Genomic DNA, 19,020 nt, shown 5'->3' with positions numbered 1-19,020 from the left:
GCCGGCGTCGCGCGGATAGGCGCCCCGCTCGCCCAGCGCACGGACAGCTCGCGCGCGTCGTACTGCCCGACCTTGCGCCGCTCCGCCCAGACGACGACGGTGCGCGTCGCCGGATCGAGCGACACCGCATAGCGGCCAATCGCGAAGCGCCGCGCGGCGACATTGGTGCGCCACAGCGGCAAGGGCCGGCAGATCCAGATCACGGCCGCATAAAGCACCGGCGCGGCAAGCAGCCAGCCATTGGTCGCCGCGACCGCCTGCAACGCGCGCCGCCAGCCGGCACTCGCGACGAACGCGCCGACCGACCACGCGGCGAACAGGAAACCGAGCAAGGCGAACAGGCGCAAGGCCTGACGCAGCCATTGCGGCAGCGGATGGAACGGACGCTCGGCGACGGCGCGCGCGCCCGGCAGGAAGATCAGCAGGAACAGGAAAACGAGGTTGATGCACGCCCACGGCGAGGACGCCATCGACGTCACAGCGGCTGTGAGGTCCATCTGCGACATCGAGAAAAGCCAGCGGGCAGCGAGCACGAGACCGATGGCGCGCAACGTGAAAATCGTTCCGGCGCCGGGCGCAGCATTCGCGCGCGTCTCTTTCGTTCTCGCCAAGGCATCCTCCTGTCCTGTCGTCGGCGGCGCCGCAGCCCAATTTGCGGCACGGCAATTATAGGGATATTACCGAGAGTGGCTCGTTCGCGCCGCGCGGAAAACCGCATTTTGGGTCACTCAACGGCAAAAAACGCGGCGCGTATGCAACAACGCCCCGTCGGCACGGTGCCGACGGGGCGTTGCGGAGGGCGACAGGCAGCGCGAAGCGTGTCCTGCCGCCGGGTTTTATCTACAGCGAGTCAAGCGTCGCGGCTCGAACGATCAGCCGGCGTTGGCTTCGCGCAGCACCGTGCGATGCTTGCGGCGCAGCAGCTCTTCGTACGTGGCGACGTAGTTCCGCGCCATGACCTTCGACGAGAAGCGGGCTTCGAACGCCTTGCGCACGCCAGCGCGCGGCAGCATGTGCAGACGCTTGAGGGCCGCGACCGCGCTGATTTCGTCTTCGACGACGAAACCCGACACGCCGTTTTCGATCACTTCCGGCACCGAACCGCGATTGAACGCGATCACCGGCGTGCCGCAGGCCATCGCCTCGATCATCACGAGACCGAACGGCTCCGGCCAGTCGATCGGGAACACCAGCGCATGCGCGTTGCCGAGGAACTCACGCTTTTCGGCTTCGCCGATTTCGCCGATGTACTCGACGTGCGGGAGCGCCATCAGCGGCTTGATCACTTCTTCGTAATAGGCACGGTCGGCCTTGTCGATCTTGGCGGCGACCTTGAGCTTCATGCCAGCCTGGCCAGCGATACGGATCGCGCGGTCGAGACCCTTCTCCGGCGAGACGCGGCCGAGGAATGCGAGGTAGCCCGGTTCGACGTCGGGGATCGGCGTGAGCACGTCTTCCGGCAGGCCGTGGTAGACGGTTTGCAGCCAGTTCGCCTGTTGCAGCGGGAGGCGCTGGTTATCGGAGATCGACACGACCGGCACGTCGCTGAACGTGTTGAAGATGGGCTGCAGTTCCGGCAGATCGAGACGGCCGTGCATCGTGGTCACGAACGGCACCGGCTGACGCGCGAACAGCGAGAACGGGTAATAGTCGATGTGGAAATGCAGCACGTCGAATTCGTCCGCGCGGCGGCACACTTCTTCGAGCAGCAGCATGTGCGGCGCCATCACGTCGCGGATCGTCGGATCGAGGCGCAGCGCCTGCGGCCAGAAGGCTTCGAGCTTCGCCGAGGTTTGCGAATCGCCGCTCGCAAAAAGCGTGACATCGTGGCCCTGCTCGACCAGCGCTTCAGTCAGATAGGACACCACGCGTTCCGTACCACCATACAGCTTGGGAGGAACCGCCTCGTGCAACGGAGCGATTTGAGCGATTCGCATAATGACGAACTCCTAGTAAAAAATCAGGCAAAGTACTGCGATTGGAAAAAGCGACTCGCTTGCTCGCCAGGGCCATCTGGCCGGACATGCCGGCGCGGGCCTGATTCTTTCGAGGAATCCTGCGATGAATCGCTTGGTAATGAGCCCAGACCAGTGCATCACCGTCCGCGCATGTGCGAGTAAACGCGCACGCGACACCTACGTTGACAAACTGTTAAAAAACCGTCCTAAGCGTTGCCGGGCCGACGAGCACGCATTATCGGCGCTGCCATTCTTGCCGCAGCACAACATTTCAAAGTCTTTACGTTGTTACAAACGCGAAACACTTTGCAAACCCATGTTTTATAAGACAGTTCTAGAGTGACAGCAGGTTTTCGGTCACTCGCGTTTGCGATGTCTGTAAGCTCTCTGCGTCAATCTTGCCGGCGGCCACCGAAGAAATGCCGCGGCGCGACTGAATGCAATCTGTAATTATATCCCGAAATTGTCCGCAACCTGCGTGCAACGCCGGCTCGCTGCCGGTCCGAGACATGGCAGATCGCGGAGGTCCATCGCGAAATCAATCGCGCCAATGCCCGGATTCACAGGGCGCAATCGCTTTTGCATGTTTACAATGCGAAGCATCGGCTTCGCGCAGGGCCATGTTTTTCCGTGTGGCCCGCGCTTTGCAGGCACAACCCGCAACACATCGACCTCAGCTCAATTCTCAATTGGAACACTTGACCATCGCCCAGCGTAACGCCCAGAACGCAAAGCTCGCGAGCTATGCGCACCGGCCGCTTGCGTTTCTCTTCCGCTTTATCCGTCGCCACCCGCTCGCGCATGCGATCGTGCTGTGCAGCGTGTTTGCGGCCGTGGGCTGTGCGCTCGCCTCGCAATACGCGATCAAGCATCTGATCGACGTGCTCGGCGAAGGCCGCCACCATCCCGGCCCGCTGTGGGGGGCATTCGCGATCCTCGTCGGGCTGATCGCGGCCGACAACCTGCTGTGGCGGGTCGGCGGCTGGGTCGCCGCGCATACGTTCGTCGCCGTGACCGGCGATTTGCGGCGCGACCTGTTCCAGTATCTGAGCGGACACTCGCCGACCTACTACGCCGAAAAGCAGCCCGGCATGCTCGCGAGCCGCATCACCGCCACCTCGAACGCGGTCTACACCGCCGAAAACACCACCGCCTGGAACGTGCTGCCGCCGTGCATCGCGGTGCTCGGCGCCATCGTGATGATCATCGCGGTCAATCCGCTGATGGCGGCCGGCCTGATGCTGTGCTCCGCAATCCTCTCGGTCGTGCTGTACAAGCTCGCGGGGCGCGGCTCCGCGCGTCATCACCATTTCGCGACGAAGGCAGCGTCGGTAGACGGCGAGCTCGTCGACGTGATCAGCAACATGGGGCTCGTGCGCGCGTTCGGCATGACGTTTCGCGAGCAGCGGCGCTTCGCCGCGACGGTCAAGTCGGAACTGGAAGCGCGCGAGCAAAGCCTGCTCTACCTCGAAAAGCTGCGCCTGCTGCACGCGGTAATTACGGCGCTGCTCTCGGCGGGTCTGCTCGGCTGGGCGCTGTGGCTGTGGGACCAAGGCAAGGCGACGTCCGGCGACATCGTGCTCGTCAGCTCGCTCGGCTTCACGATTCTGCACGGCACGCGCGACCTGGCAGTCGCGCTCGTCGACGTCACGCAGCACATCGCGCGGCTCGCGGAAGCCGTGCGCACGCTGCTCGAACCGCACGGCATGCCCGATCGCGACGACGCCACCGAACTCGTGCCGCAAGGCGGCCGCGTCACATTCGACAGCGTCACGTTCGCCTACCCGCGCCGCCGGCCGATTCTCGATCACTTCGACCTCAATATCGAACCGGGCCAGCGCGTCGGCCTGATCGGCAAGTCGGGCGCTGGCAAGTCGACCGTGCTCGCGCTGCTGCAGCGTTTCTATGAAACCCAGGGCGGCGCGATCAGGATCGACGGCCAGGACATCGCCTCGATCACCCAGGACAGCCTGCGCCACGCCATTGCGCTGGTGCCGCAGGATATTTCGCTGTTCCATCGCTCGGTGTACGAGAACATCGCGTACGGGCGCCCCGAAGCGAGCCGCGAGGAAGTGCTCGCCGCCGCGCGCGAGGCGCGTTGCGCGGACTTTATCGAGGCGATGCCGGAAGGCTACGACACGATCGTCGGCGACCGCGGCGTGAAGCTCTCGGGCGGCCAGCGCCAGCGCATCGCGATCGCGCGCGCGATCCTCAAGAACGCGCCGATCCTGCTGCTCGACGAAGCGACCTCGGCGCTCGACAGCGCATCCGAGGAAGCGATCCAGAAAGCGCTCGACCGGCTGATGGTCGGCCGCACCGTGATCGCGATCGCGCACCGGCTGTCGACGCTGAACAACTTCGACCGGATCATCGTGATGAGCACCGGCAAGGTCATCGACGACGGCAGCCCGGAAGAACTGCGCCAGCGCCCAGGCCTCTATCGCGACCTGCTCGCGAAGCAGTACGGCAAGGGCCAAACGCTGCATATCGGCGGCAAGAAAATCGACGAGCAGCACGTGGCCTGACGCATCCGCAGCCGTCCGCGTCACGTTACGCCACGGCGCCTCGCCAACAAAAAAGCCGCTCTATCGAGCGGCTTTTTTGTTGGTCTGAGCGCATCGGATTGCGTTATCGAATCTAACCGGCCACGCCTTCGCGCGCCGCCCTCTTCTTCGCAACCACCTTCCCGCTCTTAGCGCGCGTCGCGCCATTCACGTTCTGCAGATCGCGCATGAAGTTGTCGCGCCACACCGAGACATTGTTCTCGCGCAGTTGCGCAATCATGTCGCGGTAACGCGCCTGGCGCTCCGCGAGCGGCATGCCGAGCGCCTTTGCGAGCGCTTCGGCCATCCCGTCGATATCGACCGGATTGACGATCAGTGCGCCGTCGAGCTCCTGCGCCGCGCCGGCAAAGCGCGACAGCACGAGCACGCCCGGATTCTCCGGGTCCTGCGCCGATACGTATTCCTTCGCAACCAGGTTCATGCCGTCGCGCAACGGTGTGACGTAGCCGACGTGCGCGGCGCGAAAAAGCGCTGCCAGCACCGGGCGTTCGTACTGCCGGTGAATGTAGCGAATCGGCGTCCAGTCCAGCTCGGCGAAGCGCCCGTTGATACGCCCCGACTCGCCTTCGAGCTGCAGCCGGATGTCCTGGTAAGCGTGCAGGTCGGCGCGCGTCGGCGGGGCGATCTGCAGGAACGACACCTTGTTGCGCTGCGCGGCCGACTGTTCGAGCAGGCGCTCGAATGCGCGGAATCGCTCGACGAGCCCCTTCGAATAATCGAGCCGGTCCACGCTCATGATCAGCTTGCGCGCATGCAGCGTCGCCTTCATCGTGCGTACCGGCTTGCCGCGCTCGCCCGCTTTCGCGAGTTCCGCGATCTCGTCGGGATAGACGCCGATCGGATACGCCGACGCGCGCAGCGTGCGGCCGAATCCATGCACGGTCAGCGGCCCCTGCGCCGAGGCGTCGACCGTGCCGCCCGCTTCGTTGACGATGTAGTCGCAGAACGCGCGCAGATCGGGCGCGGTCTGGAAGCCGAGTAGATCGAACGAACAGAGCGCCTCGACGAGTTCGCGATGCGGCGGCACCGCCAGCAGCACCTGCGAGGCCGGAAACGGAATGTGCAGGAAAAAGCCGATGCGGTTCTTCACACCAGCCGCGCGCAACGCCTGCGCGAAAGGAATCAGGTGATAGTCGTGGACCCAGATCACGTCGTCTTCGCGCAATAGCGGCACGAGCTGTTGCGCGAGCCACCCGTTGACGCGGCAATAGCCCCCGAAATCGTGCCGGTCGTATTGCAGCAGATCGGCGCGGTAGTGAAACGCGGGCCATAGCGTCGCGTTCGAGAAACCGCGGTAATACTGGTCGTAGTCGCGACGCATCAGCGGGACAGTCGCGAAGGTCACCGGACCGCGCTCCTCGAGCTTGATCTGCGGCTGGCCCGAGCTGAGCACGTCGCCGCTCCAGCCGAACCACATGCCGCCGGTCTCCTTGAGCGCGTCGTACACGCCGACCGCGAGACCGCCCGCCGCCGGGCCGCCCTCGGAAATGGGCGCAACCCGGTTCGAAACAATGATCAGTCGGCTCATGAAGCGCGATTCCCGAGGCAATGTGTTGTTTTCGTGGAGCGATGCGGCGCCGGCATCACGTTGCGCGCGCCGCGGCGACAATCGTTTCGAGCCAGTCGAGCAGTGCCGTCACCGAATCGACGCGCGCATGCGCGGTCGTTTCTCCGACGCCGACCTTGATCGACAATCCACCGCGTTCGTTGACGACCGCGAAGCCCTTCTCGTCCGTCAGATCGTCGCCGGCGAATACCGGCGTGCGGCCCGTGAACGGCAGCTCGTCGAGAAACGCGCGGGTCGCGCGGCCCTTGTCGACATCCTTCGGTTTGATCTCGTAGACCATCTTGCCGGGCTGCAGCACGTACGAGCCCGGGTAATCGGCGACGAGCCGCTCGGTCGCCTCACGCGCGACCGGCTCGCGGTCCGGTGCGTTGCGATAGTGCAGCGCGAGCGCCGCGCCTTTGATTTCGAGCAGCATGCCCGGATGGTCGTTGACGACCTGCGCAAGCACCTGCTCCATGCGCAGTAGCCGTTCGTCGTGAAAGCCGATGCGCTGGGTGTCGCCGTTCGCATCGCGCCGCTCGGCGCCGTGCAGGCCGGCCACCGGCAAGTCGGGCATGCCGAGAAAAGCGTCGATGCTGTCGATGCCGCGCCCCGACACCACCGCGACCGCGCCGTTCGTCAGGCTGCGCAGCTCGCGCAGCAGTTCGATCACGCGCGGTTGCACGAACACGCCGTCCGGCGTGGGTGCGAGTTCGACGAGCGTGCCGTCGAAATCGAAGAAAAATGCTGTCTCGCCAGGAGACAGAACTGCCGGAAGTGCCTGTATCACTGTGTTCGCCTTTCAGCCTTCTGCAGCCGGAAAAGTCTGCGCATCTTACCGCGCATCAGTCAATTTTTCGAGAAAGTAAGCCGGAACCCCGGCGTGCCGGGCGATGAGCCGGCCCCGTCGCGCCGCTTGCATTCAAAAGTGAAACGATCCGGCTTCAGGCGGCTTTCGGGTGCCTGCGTCAAATTGCCTCGCAAGCCGCACGCCCGCTGTGCCGAGCCACGCCCTCGCCGATTTTGCGCTACAGTCGCAGCCACATGAGCCACGCTCGCCCGCTGCATCGTTGAGCGATGTCGCTCGATGACGCGTGGCGGGTTGCAGTCGCGATGCGGTTTTTTTTCCGCGGCTGAACGTGCCTGCTGTGTGCCTGCTGCTGCGTGCCGACTATGTTCCTGCATGGCGCTCGCAACGTTCCTGCACCGTTGGCGTCGTCCCCATGCATTGCCCGCTCTTCAATCGAGTCATTGAACCCTGCTTTGTTCCCGATCCTCTCGACCCGGCGCCCACAGCCTGACCTTCCCCACTCGCGACCCCGACCACAACCCTGGTCGTTCGCGCGCCGGTTGTCGCGAAGTCTGGGCACGACGCTGGGTGCGCTGATCGTGCTCGGCGCGCTCGCGGGTTGCACGCAGCGCGCCGAACCGTGGCACCTGACCAACGTGACCGGCCATCTGCCCGATCTCGACTTCACGCTGACCGCCGACGACGGCCGCCCCATCGACGCCGCTTCGTTCAAGGGCCGCACGTCGCTCGTCTATTTCGGCTACACGCATTGCCCGGATGTGTGTCCCGAAACGATGGGCCGTCTGATGCAGGTGCTCGGCAAGCTCGGCCCCGATGCCCAGAAGGTCCGCATCCTGTTCATCACCGTCGATCCGGCGCGCGATACGCCGCAAGCGCTGCACGACTACGTCGGCGCCTTCGACTCGCAGCACGCCGAAGGGCTGACCGGCACCGCCTGGCAGATCGAGTCGCTCGCCAAGCGCTATCGCGTCGCCTATCAGATGGAAAAACGCGACCCCAACGGCAACTACGAAGTCACGCACAGTTCCGCCGTGTATGTGTTCGACAGCGAGGGCCGCGCGCGCCTGCTCGCCACCGATCACGACACGCCCGATGCGATCGCGCAGGACCTGCGCCGCATCATCGACGACCACTCCTGATTCTTCAATCCCATCATGACGATCAAGCTCAAAACGTTCGCTTCACTGGCCGGCGCCCTCGCGCTCTCGTTCGGCCTCGCATCGGCCGCGCACGCGGCGGACGCCCACGCGCTCAGCGCCAAGAACGCATGGGTGCGCTGGCTGCCGAACAACCTGCCCGCGGCCGGCTACGTGACGCTCGTCAACGCGAGCGACAAGCCGATCGATCTCGTCGATATTTCGAGCGACGACTACGGCGACGCGATGCTGCATCAAACGGTCTCGAACGGCTCGACACAGAAAATGGTCATGGTCGACAAGCTCACGGTGCCCGCGCACGGCCAGGCCGCGATCGCGCCGGGCGGCTATCACATCATGCTCGAAGACGCGAAGCACAAGATCGCGCCGGGCGACACCGTCCATCTGACGCTGAAGTTCTCCGACGGCGAAACGCTCGCCACGCCGTTCGTCGTCAAGTCGCCGGCCCAGACGAAGTAAGCGGCGTTACGTACCATCGGACCACCGCGCCATCGCCCCCGCCATGAACCTGCTCTACTGGCTCGATCCCTGGGAGTTTTCTCCGACCGTCGTGATCGCGTTGCTGATCCCCGCGATCCTGTTCGCGCGCGGCGCGCGCAAGGCGCGGCTGTCGTTCGCGCGCAAGCTGTCGTTCTGGTTCGGGCTGGTGGCACTGTATATCGTGCTGCATACGCGGCTCGACTATTTCTTCGAGCACGAGTTCTTCATGCACCGCCTGCAGCATCTGGTGCTGCATCATCTCGGGCCGTTCTTCATCGCGCTGTCGTATCCGGGCGCGGCGCTGCGCGCGGGCATCCCCTTGCGCTGGCGGCTGCGCTTCGTACGGCCGGCGCTGCACACGCCGATCGTGCGCAAGGTGCTCGACGTCGTCATGCATCCGGTCGTCGCGGTCACGCTGTTCGTCGGGCTGATCTACTTCTGGCTGATGTCGCCGGTTCATTTCGTCGCGATGCTCGACTGGCGGCTCTATCGCGTGATGAACTGGAGCATGGCGATCGACGGGCTGCTGTTCTGGTGTCTGGTGCTCGATCCGCGCCCCGCGCCGCCCGCGCGTCTGTCGCCGGGCAAGCGCGTGCTCGTCGTGATCGCCGCGATTCCGCCGCAGATCATCCTCGGCGCCTTTATCTTTTTCACGTCGCACGAGCTGTATCCGATCTATTCGATCTGCGGCCGCGCGTTCACGTGGCTGAGCCCGATGCGCGATCAGCAGATCGGCGGGCTGCTGCTGTGGATTCCGGGCTCGATGATGAGCGTGATCGGCGCGCTGACCGCGCTGCGTCACTGGATGCGCCTGTCGGCGCGAGGACGGCTGCGTGCCAGCCCACGCGCGAAGGGCTCGCGCGGGCTGGCGCATGCGTCATCGGCGACGACGGCAAGCGGCCAACGCTGATCCGCGCGGCGGTGCGATGCGGTGAATGCCGGCTCGGAGAGTTCGTGGATCGACGGCCGCGCGCATCTGTCTACGCACGCCGTGCGACGGGCTTATTCTCAGGCAGATCAGGCAGCGGAGGCAGAACGCATCCACACGTGCGGGATGCCGTCTTCGTCGTGAATCTCCGAAACCGGCGCGAAGCCGAACGCGCCATAAAAACCCTGTAGATGCGCCTGCGCATGCAGACGGATCGGCGTATCTGGCCATTGCGCGCGAATCCGCCCGAGCGAGCGTTCGAGCATCGCATTGCCGAGACCGATGCCGCGAAACGGCGCGGTGGTCAACACGCGGCCAATGCGCACGTCGGCGTCCGACGCGTCGGGCAACAACACGCGCAGATAAGCGGCGAGCGGCGGCAGCGCCGTGCCGGTGACGGCCCCATAGGCAAGCAGATGCCACGCTTGCATGTCGAGTCCGTCGATATCGCCGTACACGCAGTTCTGCTCGACCACGAACACCGCGCTGCGCGCGGCCAGCAGATCGTAGACTTCGGTGCTCGTGAGGTCCGCGAACGGCTTCCAGCGCCATTCGAGTTGGGCGAGCCGCGCGGCGGCGGTGAGTTGCGAATCAGTCATCGGAGGCTTTCGAAAAATGCGCGACAGCGCGGGCAACGGTCTGCAATTATGCCGTGCGGGCCCAACGCAAGCTATCGCGTGCATGTGCCGCTCGTTCCCGCTCGTTCCCGCTCGTTCCCGCTCGTTCCCGCTCGTTCCCGCTCGTTCCCGCTCACTGCGCCGCGCTCTAGCCGCGCTGTGCCGTACGTGCCTTCGAAGCCTGTTTATGGCTGTACATCGCGGCATCGGCGGCGGCGAGCAATTCGGCGATCGCGCCATGTCGCGCGGGATCGTACGACGCCTGGCCGACGCTGAAGCGGATCTGATAAGCACGCGCCTCGGCGCTCAGCGCCTGCGCATTGCGCGCGTCGAGCAACTGCGCGAGCCGTCGTGTCACCTCATGCGTTTCCGCGCTGTCGGCACCCGTCAGCAGCGCGACGAACTCGTCGCCGCCGAGCCGCCCGATCACGTCGCTCTCGCGTAGCGCGGCGCGCAGCACGTCCGCGAAAATCCGCAACGCTCGATCGCCTTCGGCATGCCCCTGCGTGTCGTTGATCTGCTTGAAATCGTTCAGGTCGAAGAACAGCAGCGAGGCCGATTTATTCATCCGCTTGCAGACGTTCAACGCATGTTGAGCGAGCACCTCGAAACCGCGCCGGTTGGAGAGCAGCGTCAGATCGTCGAGCGTGGCGAGCTGTACCGCCATCAGTTCCTGTTCGGCCATGTGCGCCAGATCGCGCAGCAATGCGCGCTCCTCGGCATCGAGCTCGCGCGGCTTCACGTCGATCAGGCACAGCGTGCCCACCTTGCTGCCGTTCGCCACCCTCAACGGACAGCCCGCGTAGAAACGGATGTTCGGCTCGTCGATCACGAACGGATTGTCGCGAAAACGCTCGTCGCTCAGCGTGTCGGGCACCAGCAGGATTTCGTCGCCGAGAATGGCGTGCGCGCAAAACGAGACATCGCGCGAGGTTTCGCTCGCCGCGAGGCCGACGCACGATTTGAACCATTGCCGGTTCGCATCGACGAGACTCACGACTGCAATGGGCACGCCGAACAGCCGGCGCGCAAGACGGGTCAGGCGATCGAAGCGCTCTTCCGGCGACGTGTCGAGAATATGCAGCGCGCGCAATGCATCGAGGCGGGCGCTTTCATTGCTGGGCGTCGGTGCAACGGACATGGAATGTTCCCGGCTGGCGGCGTGATGATCGAAGTCGGTAGCGACTAGTGTATAGCGGTGCTATTCGGCATGGAATTCAATGGAGCCCCGAAGTTCCGGCCGATGTAGCCGATCGCGCAGCGGAAGCCGGTTGCAAGTCGCGCGTCAGACGGCGTCCCCGCGTTCCTGTGCATCCGCCTCGCGTACCGCTTCGACCGGCCGCGCGAGACATTCGAGCAGATTGCCCGGACCGCAGAGATGCAGCGCGCCGACGACCACGAGCGTGCGCTCGCGCGCATTGGCGTGCTCGTGCAGACGCGCGGCCCATGCGCGATTGCGCACGTCGAGTATCGCGTGACGGATGCCGGGCAGATTGAACATCGGCGATTCGACGGCGATCCGCTCCACCGCCCCGAGGTCGCCCGCGATCCAGGCGGCGTACATCCGCTCGAGCGTGCGCTGCGGCTCCGCGCGATCGGCCATCAGCATCTCGAGGGCCTGACCGAGCACCGGCAGCGGGATCGATTCAAGCGCGGCGGCTATCTCGTCCGCGGTCTCGAGATACCGGCAAGGCTTGGCCTGCGCCATCGCCGAGCGCAGCATGCGCGGCTCGACACCGTCGACGACCTGCTGCAACAGCGTCGGCGCGACGATCAACACAGCCCACGGACACAACTCCGCGAGCGGCGCGAGCAGCCCTTCGGCGGGCCAGAGCGCTTGCAGTTGCGTCCACGCGTCCGCGCTCATCGAGGGTTGCAACTGCGCGGCGCCAGGCTGCGCGCCGGCCCTCAGAAAGGGCAGGATGGTCGGTGCGTCGGATTCGAAGATCAGCCCCTCGGCCCAGTCATAGGCCTCGGCGACCCAAGGCGGCGTGCGCCGGCTCGTCGCGGGAAAGAGATGCATGGAGCCGAGCAGTCGCACGTTGGTGCCGGTGAGTTGTAGATACATGCGAGCGTGGTGAAAGCGGCAATGACGATGCTGCGATTTTATCGCTCAGGCCGGAAGCGGCGTATCAACTTGCAGGCGCGTGTGCGAACGGCGGACGCACCACCGCAATCGGGATTTGCGGTTCACACGGCACCCCATGCGCGAACCGCGGGCGCATCAAAACCTGCGCTCTTTTATTGAATCGAAATAAAATTCAAATCCGCTACTGTTTTAAACATTTTTACGTCGATTATTGCGTGCCTTTTTTAAACGATTCAAGCTCGCTGGTATAGCGCTCGCTCCGCACACCATTACTGCCGTAATATTCTTCCACCGATTTCACCCAGCGGCCGACTTCCGGCGCATACCAGAACGCTTTATAGGTGCGGCCCGTCGCTTGCGCGGGGGCGATTTTCTGCGCGTGCGTCATCATGGTCGTATCGCCCTGCTCGACCTGGGTGGCCTGTGTAATGGTCTGCCGCGGTTCGAGTTGCGCGAGCCAGTCGCCCTCGGATTCGATCTTGATCGCCTGGAATTTTCCGGCCGGCACTTCGACGGTTTCCGTCCCGATCACGCGATATTGCGAACTCCACTTCTGCGAAGCGAAAACCCGGTTCGGATGCTGCTCCGTGTAGTCGATGTTCCAGGTTTTTCCCGGCGACAGCGGGAACGCCAGCGGCCGGTTAACGACCATTTCCGTGCCGTTCACGCTGCGCTCGCGGCTCCAGTCCATGCCGGCGATCAGTTCCTTGGGCGCCTGCGTCGAGCCCGCCTGGTGCGCCTCATAGTAGATGTGCGACGACGTCGTGCGCAGCACCGTCACCTGGTCGTGCGTCTGGTTCCAGTTCGCGGCGCCTTTTTCGACTGTTATCACGTACGTCCACGAATCTCCGGGTTTGACGTCCGGCGCGGACGCCGATTGCGCGAATGCCTGCAACGGCACGACGAAACCCAGCAGAATGGCAACGGTTCTGATTTTCTTCATAGGTCGAATTTAATAGTTGTGCGCGGCGCATAAATGCGCGTGTTATCCGGAACGAATACGCGATTATTTTCCACGAAAAACGCGAAAACAACGAGCACTTTATATAAGCGTCGCTAGAATAATAGCGCCCCACGCTACTTTAACGGCACCCGACAACCCGATCATAAATTCGAAAGAGAATAAAATATAAATGAAAGAACATGAAAAGCGAATGGTAAATAAATATGCCATTCTGATTGCGGGACCCGTATTGCTATTGTCCGCATGCGGCGGCGGTTCGTCCGGCAATTCGGGCTCGGCCGCAAGCACGTCGAACCTGAGCGATGCGCAAAAGAGTTACGAAAGTTTTGCGCTGGCGTCGAACGGCGGACTGCATTACGTGGACGGGAGCCTCTCGTTCAGCACGAGTTCGACGGGCGCCGTATCGGTCAACCCGAGCAGCAGCTTTTTTTTCACCGCTGACTCCAGCATTCCTCAAAGCCCGTCGAGCGGCCCGCAGCCGCTGACCGCCGGCACCACGTCCCTTGCGTCGACGCTCAAGGTGCCCACGATCAGCAACGGACGCTTCGTCGTCAACGGCGCCATTTATGTCGCCGCGGTTCCGGCCCAGGCCCGCGTCAGCTACGCAGGCTCCAATGTCCAGGAAGACTACCTGGCCGCCGACGGCAGCACCGTGGTCCGCACGCTCCTCGGCACCAGCTACACCGCCGTTTCGCTAAGTGGCCTGATCTCCGCCTCCCCTTCCGAGCTGTTCACGAATAGCGCCCTGGGCTTGCTCACGAATACGATCAACGGGCAAACGCTCTACAACCAGCAGACCAGTTGGCAGACAGGCTCTGCCTACATCAAGGTGGTTCGACATGCCGTCGGCGACGAGCTGTTCACCAACGACTGCGTTGCCCCGGCCACGACGGGCAACAACCCGACGCCCTGCTCGGCCACGATATCGACGCTCGAAAATTTCTTCCCCTATGCGAGTGCGACAGACGGCAAGAGCTATCAGCTTGCCGATGGTCAGATCGTCACGCTGGCAGGCGTGCGCGCCTGGGTGTCCAACGCGACGATCGGCAGCACCGGCAGCGATTACCGCGTCTACTATCAGTACAACGGCGGCATCTACACGGGCTACTTTCTCAAGGACGGCACGACCTTGCAGCTCGTACCGCTTGGCGGCGGCACACCGCAGGAGAACTACTATTTCCTGAACAACGCCGCGATGCAGTCGATCAAATCCGCGCTCAACTTCTGAGTGTTCTGAGCGATTCGAGCCGGCGTGGTGCGATCGAGCGGGCAATCGCAAGCGCGGAGACACGCTGGCGAGCGCGGTGAAAAAGAGAGGTAGAAAAGCGGCGGAAAAAAAGAAAAGCCCCGACATGTCGGGGCTTTTCTTTACATCAACGACTGGAGGCGCGAGCCGGAGTCGAACCGGCCTAAACGGCTTTGCAGGCCGCTGCATAACCGCTTTGCTATCGCGCCACAAGCGGACTGGAACCTAGAAGCAGGCTCGCAGATTTGTCTGGTGGGAACCAGAAGGACCGAAGCGCTGACAAGCGACCGGCCTTCCAAACAAAAAGGGAAGCGTTGCTTCCCCTGATGTATGGAGCGGGAGACGAGGCTCGAACTCGCGACCTCAACCTTGGCAAGGTTGCGCTCTACCAACTGAGCTACTCCCGCATTGAACTGCTTCACAACGCGCTACATTTTGTACTTCGCCAAACAACGCATTGCTTCAAAAAACTGGAGCGGGAAACGAGGCTCGAACTCGCGACCTCAACCTTGGCAAGGTTGCGCTCTACCAACTGAGCTATTCCCGCGTTGCACTGCATTCACTGCTACTGCCTGACTACGTTTCCCGATGTTTCGCTGCGTTTCGCGCTGCGTGCATCGGAGAAACGAGATTATGGAGAACCGGCAGAAACGTGTCAACCCCTTTTGCCCATCTCTTCTACAGAAAAGATTTCTCTCATGTTTCCACGGGGTTCGAAGATACTTTTGCGGCCGCGCTCCGCTTCGCTCACGCTGTCACGCGACGCCGCCACGCTCGCGAATCTGCGGCCACGCGAGCTTCATGTAGTAGAGCATCGACCAGATCGTCAGGAACGCGGCGAGATAGATCAGCCACAAACCCCACACGCGCGTGTCGATCGCGATGCCGCCGCCGAACGGCAGCGGACCATAGAACAGCAGCATCGGAATCGCCACCATCTGGCACGCGGTCTTGAACTTGCCGAGCGAATTCACCGCGACGCTCTTCGATGCGCCGATCTGCGCCATCCATTCGCGCAGCGCCGAGATCGCGATTTCGCGTCCGACGATCACGAGCGCGATCGCCGAGTCGATGCGCGTGAGCTGCACGAGCACGAGCAACGCGGCCGTCACCATGAGCTTGTCGGCGACCGGGTCGAGGAACGCGCCGAACGCCGAGGTCTGATTCCACTTGCGGGCCAGAAAGCCGTCGAACCAGTCGGTGAGCGCCGCGAGAATGAAGATCGTGGCGGCCGCGAGATTGCGGTGCGCGGGGCTCATCATCATGTCGGGCAAATAGAACACGCCGACGACGAGCGGAATCAGCACGATCCGCAGCCAGGTCAAAAATATCGGGAAATTAAACGGCATGGGGCAGGCGCAGCGTCTGACGAGTGAGTTGCAATTGTGCCGTGTCACAGGGCCTGCCACAAGCAAGCCGGCGCCGGGGCGGCCGCGGCCCACGCCGGGGGTGCGCTGCGCCGGCCAGCGCGAGTCGAACGGAACCGCTCCGGTCCCGTCGCCCCCTCCTTGTCCCCACCTCGCTTCGCCCGCCCCCACTCGCGCGCCGCCCGCGATACAGCGCGCCCGACAAAAACGACCCGCGCACCAGACACCAGACGCAACGCACTCAGTGCAGTTGCCGGTAAATCTGCTCGGCCAGCGCCTGCGAAATGCCTTCGACGCTCGCCAGATCCTCGACACTCGCGGCCACCACACCGCGCAGCCCGCCGAAGCGCGCGAGCAGCCGCTGACGCCGCTTCGCCCCGACGCCTTCGAGCTCTTCGAGCCGCGAAGTCTGCCGCGTTTTGCCGCGCTTCGCGCGCATGCCGGTAATCGCAAAGCGGTGCGCCTCGTCGCGAATCTGCGCGACCAGCATCAGCGCGGCGCTTTCCTTGCCGAGTTCGAGCGGCGTGCGGCCGTCGGCGAAAATCAGGGTTTCGAGGCCGACCTTGCGCCCCTCCCCCTTCGCGACGCCGACCAGCATGCCGGTGTCGAGCCCCAGCTCGGTGAACACCTGGCGCGCGATCTCCACCTGGCCTTTGCCGCCGTCGATCAGCACGATGGTCGGCAGAACGCCGCCCGCCGCGCCCGGCTCGGTGGCCTCAGCAGCCTCGGCCGCGAGCGACGGATCGGCGGCCGCAGCGCCTTGCGCCTGCGCGGCTTCATCAGCGGAATTCGCGGCAGCCTGCGCGACCATCTTCTCGTAACGACGCGTGAGCACCTGGCGCATCGCCGCGTAGTCGTCGCCGGGCGTGATGCCGGTGATGTTGTAGCGGCGGTACTCGGACGACTGCATCTTGTGATGGTGATAGACGACGCACGACGCCTGCGTCGCCTCGCCCATCGTGTGGCTGATGTCGAAGCATTCGATGCGCAGATGCGCGAGGTCGTCGCACTCCATGCCGAGCGTGTCGGTCAGCGCGCGCGTGCGAGCCTGTTGCGAGCCCTGCTCGGAAAGCAGCCGGGCCAGCGCGAGCCGCGCATTCTGCTCGGCCATCGCGAGCCATGCGCGGCGCTGTCCTTGCGGCTGACGCAGCACGTTCACCTTGTGCCCCGCCTGCTCCGTGAGCACGTCGACGAGTTCGCGGCCCGGCGCGTGGCTGACCACCAGCACAGGCGGCACGCGATTGCCGAGGTAATGCTGCGCGATGAACGCTTCGAGAACTTCGGCTTCGATGCCGCCGGATGTGCGGCCTTTGCGGCGCTTCGAGGCGGCGGCCGCGCCGGCTTGCCCGGCGTCCTCGGCTTCCTCTGCGGCGATGTCGGGTTCTTCGTCTTCCGCGGGCATGTCCCGCGCGATCGCGAGCGCAAGCGCGTCGGCATCGCCGACGGCCGCCGCGCTGCCGACGCGCTCCTCGCCGTCCTCACCCGCGCCGCCATCGCGCGCGAGCAGGTCCGAAGCAGCGTCCCGCACCTCGCCGCCGTCCTCGCCGAGCCCGCCTTCGGCGGCGGTCAACGCGCTTTCCACGTGCGTGGGGAAATACGCCTTGTCGCCGAGGTGCCGGCCGCCGCGCACCATCGCGAGATTCACGCAGACGCGCCCGCCCAGCGCAACCACCGCGAGAATGTCGACGTCGCTGTCGCTGCCGACCTCGATCGCCTGCTGATGCAGCACCGTCGAGAGCGAACTCATCTGGTTGCGCACCGCCGCGGCCTGCTCGAACTTGAGCTCGCTCGCAAACGCATGCATCTTCTGCTCGAGCTCCTTCATCACCTCGCCCTGGCGGCCGAGCAGAAAGCGCGATGCGTTGGCGACGTCTCGCGCGTAATCCTCTTCGCTGATGTTCGCGACGCACGGCGCGGTGCAGCGGCCGATCTGATGCAGCAGACACGGCCGCGTGCGGTTGTTGAACACCGAGTCTTCACAGGTGCGCAACTGGAACACGCGCTGCAGGATCTGAATGCTTTCGCGCACTGCCCACGCGCTCGGAAACGGCCCGAAGTACTGGTTCTTGCGATCGACCGAGCCGCGGTAATACGCCATGCGCGGAAACTTGTGGCCGGTCAGCTTCAGATACGGATACGACTTGTCGTCGCGAAACAGGATGTTGTAACGCGGCGCGAGCGCCTTGATCAGATTGTTTTCGAGCAGCAGCGCCTCGGCTTCGGAACGCGTCACGGTCGTCTCGATGCGCGCGATGCGCGTGACCATCATCGCGATGCGCGGCGAGAGCTGCGTCTTCGTGAAATAGCTCGAAACGCGCTTCTTCAGATCGCGCGCCTTGCCGACGTAGAGCACCGCGCCGCTCGTGTCGTAATAACGGTAGACGCCGGGCAGATGCGGCAGCTGGGCGAGCACTTTTTTCGGCTCGAAGGCGTCGGGCGCCTCGTTTGCGTCGGTTGCTTCGGGTGCGGTCATGCAGGGTCTTGGATGGGGACGGTCTCGCGGAGCCTTGCGCCGCGTGCCGCGCCTTCGGGGAGCCGGGCGCGCGAATCGTCAACGAGGCTTTAGAATCGCCAGTTTAGAACATTCCTCGCGCGTCCGAGCCCCGCCGCGCGATGACGCGGCAGCGCCCGCCGCAGCCGTTCCGACCGCATCCACGACCCGAACCCGCGACCCAGACCGCCATGTCCAGTGTCCCGCCCGCTTCCGCATCGACCACCGCCTCGTCCACTGCCCCGTCCGCCGCGGCGGCCCCGCTCGCCTGCGACATCTTCTGCGCGGTGATCGACAATTTCGGCGACATCGGCGTGTGCTGGCGTCTTGCGCGTCAGCTTGCGAACGAGCATGGCTGGCAGGTGCGCCTGTTCGTCGACGATCTGCACGCGTTCCAGAAGCTGTGCCCACGGCTCGCGCCCGAGCGCGCGCGGCAGACACTCGACGGGATCGTCATCGAGCACTGGCACGAGCCGGCTCACGCGGGCGAGACGCTCGACGTCGCCGATGTCGTGATCGAAGCGTTCGCCTGCGAACTGCCGCCCATCTATATCGCCGCCATGGCCGAACGCGTGCGCGCGCCGCTCTGGCTCAACCTCGAATATCTGAGTGCCGAGGACTGGGTCGCGGATTTCCATCTGCGTCCGTCGCCGCATCCGCGTTACGCGCTCAGCAAGACGTTCTTTTTCCCCGGACTCGGCCCCGGCACCGGCGGCGTGCTCAAGGAGCGCGATCTCGACGCGGCGCGCGCCGCGTTCGAGGGCTCGCCGGCCGCCCGCGCCGCGTGGTGGCTCGCGGCCAC

16 protein-coding genes and 3 tRNA genes are annotated in these 19,020 nt (G+C 64.4%); 6 read left to right on the top strand and 13 right to left on the bottom strand.

Features of this window, described 5'->3' with window-relative positions; translation table 11 throughout:
• The coding region (locus GXB81_RS26520) for a hypothetical protein (RefSeq protein ID WP_205990758.1) at positions 1-611 on the bottom strand (611 nt) is incomplete at its 3' end.
• Positions 612-872: 261 nt separating this feature from the next.
• The gene (locus GXB81_RS26515; RefSeq protein ID WP_205990757.1) at positions 873-1,937 is read right to left on the bottom strand and encodes a glycosyltransferase family 4 protein; all 1,065 of its coding nucleotides are present in this window, start codon (positions 1,935-1,937) and stop codon (positions 873-875) included.
• Positions 1,938-2,647: 710 nt separating this feature from the next.
• On the opposite strand from GXB81_RS26515, the gene GXB81_RS26510 reads away from it, so the two are divergent.
• Positions 2,648-4,483: an ABC transporter ATP-binding protein gene (locus GXB81_RS26510; protein ID WP_167285775.1), complete on the top strand. Its 1,836-nt coding sequence runs from the start codon at positions 2,648-2,650 to the stop codon at positions 4,481-4,483.
• 112 nt (positions 4,484-4,595) lie between these two features.
• On the opposite strand, the gene otsA is transcribed toward GXB81_RS26510, so the two are convergent.
• The gene (gene otsA, locus GXB81_RS26505; protein WP_167043002.1) at positions 4,596-6,050 is read right to left on the bottom strand and encodes an alpha,alpha-trehalose-phosphate synthase (UDP-forming); all 1,455 of its coding nucleotides are present in this window, start codon (positions 6,048-6,050) and stop codon (positions 4,596-4,598) included.
• 55 nt (positions 6,051-6,105) lie between these two features.
• Positions 6,106-6,855, bottom strand: coding sequence for a trehalose-phosphatase (otsB, locus tag GXB81_RS26500; protein WP_205990759.1), 750 nt, complete (start codon positions 6,853-6,855; stop codon positions 6,106-6,108).
• A 563-nt stretch (positions 6,856-7,418) separates the two neighbouring features.
• On the opposite strand from otsB, the gene GXB81_RS26495 reads away from it, so the two are divergent.
• Genes GXB81_RS26495 through GXB81_RS26485 form a run of 3 tightly spaced genes read left to right on the top strand, consistent with a single transcriptional unit; the run spans position 7,419 to position 9,426 of the window.
• Positions 7,419-8,018, top strand: coding sequence for an SCO family protein (locus GXB81_RS26495; RefSeq protein WP_167043000.1), 600 nt, complete (start codon positions 7,419-7,421; stop codon positions 8,016-8,018).
• Positions 8,019-8,033: 15 nt separating this feature from the next.
• Positions 8,034-8,495, top strand: coding sequence for a copper chaperone PCu(A)C (locus GXB81_RS26490; RefSeq protein ID WP_205990756.1), 462 nt, complete (start codon positions 8,034-8,036; stop codon positions 8,493-8,495).
• A 43-nt stretch (positions 8,496-8,538) separates the two neighbouring features.
• Positions 8,539-9,426, top strand: coding sequence for a cytochrome c oxidase assembly protein (locus tag GXB81_RS26485; protein WP_205990755.1), 888 nt, complete (start codon positions 8,539-8,541; stop codon positions 9,424-9,426).
• Between the two features lie 107 nt (positions 9,427-9,533).
• Here GXB81_RS26485 and GXB81_RS26480 read toward each other — a convergent pair whose 3' ends face one another.
• The 4 genes from GXB81_RS26480 to GXB81_RS26465 all read right to left on the bottom strand — a co-directional run bounded on the left by GXB81_RS26480 (position 9,534) and on the right by GXB81_RS26465 (position 13,093).
• Positions 9,534-10,043, bottom strand: a complete 510-nt coding sequence (locus GXB81_RS26480) for a GNAT family N-acetyltransferase (RefSeq protein ID WP_167042994.1) — start codon at positions 10,041-10,043, stop codon at positions 9,534-9,536.
• A 166-nt stretch (positions 10,044-10,209) separates the two neighbouring features.
• Entirely contained in the window at positions 10,210-11,202 is a 993-nt protein-coding gene (locus tag GXB81_RS26475) for a sensor domain-containing diguanylate cyclase (protein WP_205990754.1), read from the bottom strand.
• Positions 11,203-11,346: 144 nt separating this feature from the next.
• Positions 11,347-12,129, bottom strand: coding sequence for a TraB/GumN family protein (locus GXB81_RS26470; RefSeq protein ID WP_205990753.1), 783 nt, complete (start codon positions 12,127-12,129; stop codon positions 11,347-11,349).
• A gap of 229 nt (positions 12,130-12,358) precedes the next feature.
• Complete coding sequence (locus GXB81_RS26465) at positions 12,359-13,093, bottom strand: hypothetical protein (RefSeq protein WP_167042987.1); 735 nt, start codon at positions 13,091-13,093, stop codon at positions 12,359-12,361.
• Positions 13,094-13,304: 211 nt separating this feature from the next.
• Here GXB81_RS26465 and GXB81_RS26460 point away from each other — a divergent pair, with 211 nt between their 5' ends.
• Entirely contained in the window at positions 13,305-14,342 is a 1,038-nt protein-coding gene (locus GXB81_RS26460; RefSeq protein WP_241016526.1) for a hypothetical protein, read from the top strand.
• A gap of 153 nt (positions 14,343-14,495) precedes the next feature.
• On the opposite strand, the gene GXB81_RS26455 is transcribed toward GXB81_RS26460, so the two are convergent.
• The 5 genes from GXB81_RS26455 to uvrC all read right to left on the bottom strand — a co-directional run bounded on the left by GXB81_RS26455 (position 14,496) and on the right by uvrC (position 18,200).
• Positions 14,496-14,569 (bottom strand) — tRNA-Cys (locus GXB81_RS26455).
• A gap of 122 nt (positions 14,570-14,691) precedes the next feature.
• A tRNA-Gly gene (locus GXB81_RS26450) sits at positions 14,692-14,767 on the bottom strand.
• Positions 14,768-14,831: 64 nt separating this feature from the next.
• Positions 14,832-14,907, bottom strand: a tRNA-Gly gene (locus tag GXB81_RS26445).
• Positions 14,908-15,115: 208 nt separating this feature from the next.
• On the bottom strand, positions 15,116-15,709 hold the full coding sequence (pgsA, locus tag GXB81_RS26440) for a CDP-diacylglycerol--glycerol-3-phosphate 3-phosphatidyltransferase (RefSeq protein ID WP_167042983.1): 594 nt from the start codon (positions 15,707-15,709) through the stop codon (positions 15,116-15,118).
• 259 nt (positions 15,710-15,968) lie between these two features.
• The gene (gene uvrC / locus GXB81_RS26435) at positions 15,969-18,200 is read right to left on the bottom strand and encodes an excinuclease ABC subunit UvrC (protein ID WP_205990751.1); all 2,232 of its coding nucleotides are present in this window, start codon (positions 18,198-18,200) and stop codon (positions 15,969-15,971) included.
• Positions 18,201-18,409: 209 nt separating this feature from the next.
• On the opposite strand from uvrC, the gene earP reads away from it, so the two are divergent.
• Positions 18,410-19,020: elongation factor P maturation arginine rhamnosyltransferase EarP (earP, locus tag GXB81_RS26430; RefSeq protein ID WP_205990750.1), on the top strand; the 611-nt coding region annotated here is incomplete at its 3' end.

The sequence above is a fragment of the Paraburkholderia sp. Ac-20336 genome (assembly GCF_017105025.1).
Taxonomy (GTDB): Bacteria; Pseudomonadota; Gammaproteobacteria; order Burkholderiales; family Burkholderiaceae; genus Paraburkholderia.
This window is presented reverse-complemented; position numbering and strand designations above follow the sequence as displayed.